Below are 3,792 nucleotides of genomic sequence, written 5' to 3'. Positions count from 1 at the left end.
CCTTAAACGATCAGCATTAGGCCATGCCCGCTGTTTTTTGAGGTATAACAGCCTCGAGAATATTAATCAGGGTATAACCGGGGTTAATTTCATCGACAGGCGGAAATAACTACACTTTTTCGCCCGGCCTGCTACCTGATATTTGACAGACTTATTTTCTCCTTACTGAGAATAGCGAGGTTTAAAGAATATAGAGGATTGTTTTCCTGCCTCCAGGCTGTTGTTCTGTCCGCTAAAATCACCTGCCGCCATGCATTACTCTGGTATCAGCGGGCGGATCTCCCTATAATTGCCGCGTTTGACGTCTTTTCACGTCGCCCTTCCTCAACATTTAAGTCAACAAGGCTCGTTACAACATGACTGACAAGTCCCATCAATGCGTCATCATCGGGATAGCCGGTGCGTCGGCTTCAGGAAAAAGTCTTATTGCCAGCACGCTGTATCGCGAACTGCGCGATCAGGTTGGTGATGAACACATTGGTGTCATTCCAGAAGACAGTTACTACAAAGACCAAAGCCATCTTTCGATGGAAGAACGAGTTAAGACCAACTACGACCATCCCAACGCGATGGATCACAACCTGCTGTTCCAGCATTTACAAATGCTAAAAGCCGGTAATCCTATTGAGCTGCCGGTCTACAGTTATGTGGAGCATACCCGTACCGGTAATACCGTTCATTTAATGCCGAAGAAAGTCATCATTCTGGAAGGGATTTTGCTGCTGACGGATGTGCGTCTGCGCGAAGAGATGAACTTCTCTATTTTTGTGGATACGCCGCTGGATATTTGCCTGATGCGCCGCATGAAGCGTGATGTCAATGAACGCGGGCGTTCAATGGACTCGGTGATGGCTCAGTATCAGAAAACCGTGCGCCCGATGTTCCTGCAGTTCATTGAGCCCTCTAAGCAGTATGCCGATATCATCGTGCCGCGCGGGGGTAAAAACCGTATCGCCATCGATATTCTTAAGGCGAAAATCAGTCAATTCTTTGAGTAATCTCCGGGCGTAAAAGCCACCGCACCTGCAACTTCAAAGACGACGGGTATAACGAAATGCTGGTATTTACCCGTCGTTGCGTGGCTATCTCAGCCCCGCTGTGGCAGGGTAAACAAAACTGAGCTTGAGATAAGGAGCATCACTGATGCGTTTGTGTGACCGCGATATAGAAGCCTGGCTTGACGACGGGCGCCTGACGATTACCCCTCGTCCGCCAGTTGAACGCATCAGCGGCGCGACCGTGGATGTGCGTTTGGGGAACAAATTCCGTACTTTCAGCGGCCATACAGCAGCGTTTATCGATTTAAGCGGGCCTAAAGATGAAGTCAGCGCAGCATTAGATCGCGTGATGAGCGATGAAATTGTCCTCAGCGAAGGCGAGGCGTTCTTTCTGCATCCGGGCGAGCTGGCTTTAGCGGTAACGCTTGAGTCCGTGACGCTCCCGGCTGATTTAGTGGGGTGGTTAGACGGCCGTTCCTCTTTAGCACGTTTAGGTTTGATGGTGCACGTCACGGCTCACCGCATCGACCCGGGCTGGCACGGCTGTATCGTGCTGGAGTTCTACAATTCCGGTAAGCTGCCTTTGGCTTTACGTCCTGGTATGATGATCGGCGCGCTGAGTTTCGAACCCCTTTCTGGCCCGGCGGCCCGTCCTTATAACAGCCGCCAGGATGCGAAGTATCGCGATCAGCAAGGGGCTGTAGCGAGCCGTATTGATAAAGACTGAGTGACCATGGGTATGGGGAATATATGAGACGATTACTGACCACGCTGGTTTTCCTGCTGGTGGTTCTGGTCGCCGGCCTTTCTGCGCTGGTGTTATTGGTTAATCCCAATGATTTTCGTGCATATATGGTGCGCCAGGTTGAAATCCGCAGCGGCTATCAGCTTCATTTAGCGGGACCGCTGCGCTGGCATGTCTGGCCACAGCTCAGTATTTTATCCGGGCGGATGTCGCTGACGGCACCCGGGGCTGACCAGCCGCTGGTACGCGCGGACAATATGCGCCTGGATGTCGCCTTGCTCCCGCTGTTATCCCACCAGCTAAAAGTGCAGCAGGTGATGCTCAAAGGCGCCGTGATTGAGCTCACGCCGCAGACCGAGGAGCGCCGTCCAAAAGATGCGCCGATAGGGCCTGCAACGGGGAGCCCTGTTGGTGAGGAGCGTGGCTGGTCGTTTGATATTGCGCAGTTAAAAGTTGCCGATAGCGTGCTGGTCTTCCAGCACGACGGCGACGAACAGATAACCGTGCGCGATATCAATCTGCAGATGGAACAAAATGACAGCAAACAGGCGCGCATTGAGCTGAGCAGCCGGGTTAATCGCGACCAGCGCGATCTGAATTTGTCGCTGGCGGCTACTCTCGACGCCAGCCAATATCCCCGGCAGCTGACGGCAACTATTTCAAAACTCGATTATCAGCTCAAAGGGGCCGATCTGCCGCCGCAGGGCATTATGGGCAGCGGCACCTTTATTGCTCGCTGGCTTGAAGCACAGCGCCGTCTGGAACTTAATCAGCTACGGCTTACGGCCAATGACAGCGATCTGCAAGGCAACGCCAGCGTGGTGCTGGAAGAAAAACCGCAGTGGGCCATTGATTTACGCGCCACTAAATTAGATCTGGACGGCCTGGTTGCCGCCAACCCGGTCGCCGCTAACGGTAAAGCGCTGCAGCACGCGCAAAGCACCCTGCCGCGCCCGGTGATTGCCGCCGGAATCGACGATACCAGTTATCAGAATCTGCGCGCTTTTAACGCCCGGGTTAACATTGCCGCGGCAAATGTGCGCTGGCGCGGGCTGGAGTTCACCGACGTTCAATCGAGAATCACCAATGAATACGGTCTGCTAACGGTTGCTGAACTGGCCGGGAAATTCGGCAGCGGCAGTATGTCGCTCCCTGGCGTTCTGGATGCGCGTAACCAGAAACCGCAGCTAAACTTCAGCCCGAAAATCGAAGATGTTGAGATTGGGCCGATACTCAGCGCCTTCAATTATCCGATTGCACTGTCGGGTTTGCTGTCAATGAAGGGTGATTTTAGCGGCGACAGGCTCAACGCTGAGGCATTCCGCCGTAGCTGGCAGGGGGCGGCGAGCATCACCATGGCGAACACCAGGATGCAGGGGATGAACTTCCAACAGCTGATTCAGCAGGCGGTGACCCGCAGCAACGGCGATGTGCAGGCGCAGGAAACTTACGATAACGTCACCACGCTTGATAGCTTCTCAGCCCAGGCCGCGCTCAATAACGGCGATCTGACGCTGAACAACATGGCGGGCAAATCCTCTATGCTGGATCTGACCGGGCAGGGAACCCTTAATCTGGTTGATCGGCAGTGCGATACCCGCTTTAACGTCACGGTGCTGGGAGGGTGGCAAGGCGACGGCAGGCTGATTGAGGTGCTGAAAAGCACGCCAATCCCGCTGCGGGTTTACGGCCCGTGGCAGAAGCTGAACTACTCTTTGCAAGTTGATCAGGCGCTGCGCAAACAGCTGCAGGGCGAAGCGAAACGCCGCCTGAATGACTGGCTGGAAAAGCACAAAGACAGCGGTAAATCGAAAGAGGTGAAGGAGCTGCTCAACCAGCTTTAAGCCAGGCTGCTGATATACAGATAAAAGGAGAGGGCCCCCGGGCTCTCTGAGGTTGCTGACAAAGAAGGAAAAAGCGTGGTTTTTCCTTCTTTGTAGTTATCAGCCGAAAATCAATAAATTGATTTTCCTTGTTTTTTATTGATGGCCCATGTTCGTTTTGCGACAGTCATGGGGTTTGTCATCAGTCTGAGAGAGCCCCCGGGTC

General features: G+C 53.6%; 3 protein-coding genes. All 3 read left to right on the top strand.

The window, feature by feature from the left end; all coding sequences use genetic code 11:
• Positions 1 to 356: 356 nt before the first annotated feature.
• The 3 genes from udk to asmA all read left to right on the top strand — a co-directional run bounded on the left by udk (position 357) and on the right by asmA (position 3,587).
• Positions 357 to 998 carry a uridine kinase gene (gene udk / locus EHN07_RS20295; protein WP_124025809.1) on the top strand — a complete coding sequence of 214 codons (642 nt, stop codon included), beginning with the start codon at positions 357 to 359 and terminating at the stop codon, positions 996 to 998.
• A 145-nt stretch (positions 999 to 1,143) separates the two neighbouring features.
• On the top strand, positions 1,144 to 1,725 hold the full coding sequence (gene dcd / locus EHN07_RS20290) for a dCTP deaminase (RefSeq protein WP_124025808.1): 582 nt from the start codon (positions 1,144 to 1,146) through the stop codon (positions 1,723 to 1,725).
• Positions 1,726 to 1,748: 23 nt separating this feature from the next.
• Positions 1,749 to 3,587 (top strand): outer membrane assembly protein AsmA, encoded by a 1,839-nt coding sequence (asmA, locus tag EHN07_RS20285; RefSeq protein WP_124025807.1) that lies wholly within the window; start codon positions 1,749 to 1,751, stop codon positions 3,585 to 3,587.
• The last annotated feature ends 205 nt before the right edge of the window (positions 3,588 to 3,792 follow it).

The organism is Buttiauxella warmboldiae (assembly GCF_003818135.1).
Taxonomy (GTDB): domain Bacteria; phylum Pseudomonadota; class Gammaproteobacteria; order Enterobacterales; family Enterobacteriaceae; genus Buttiauxella; species Buttiauxella warmboldiae.
This window is presented reverse-complemented; position numbering and strand designations above follow the sequence as displayed.

Excerpts from the sequence above, each read along its gene's own strand:
- udk (WP_124025809.1), top strand. The coding sequence starts at position 357 with ATGACTGACAAGTCCCATCAATGCGTCATCATCGGGATAGCCGGTGCG.
- dcd (WP_124025808.1), top strand. The coding sequence starts at position 1,144 with ATGCGTTTGTGTGACCGCGATATAGAAGCCTGGCTTGACGACGGGCGC.
- asmA (WP_124025807.1), top strand. The coding sequence starts at position 1,749 with ATGAGACGATTACTGACCACGCTGGTTTTCCTGCTGGTGGTTCTGGTC.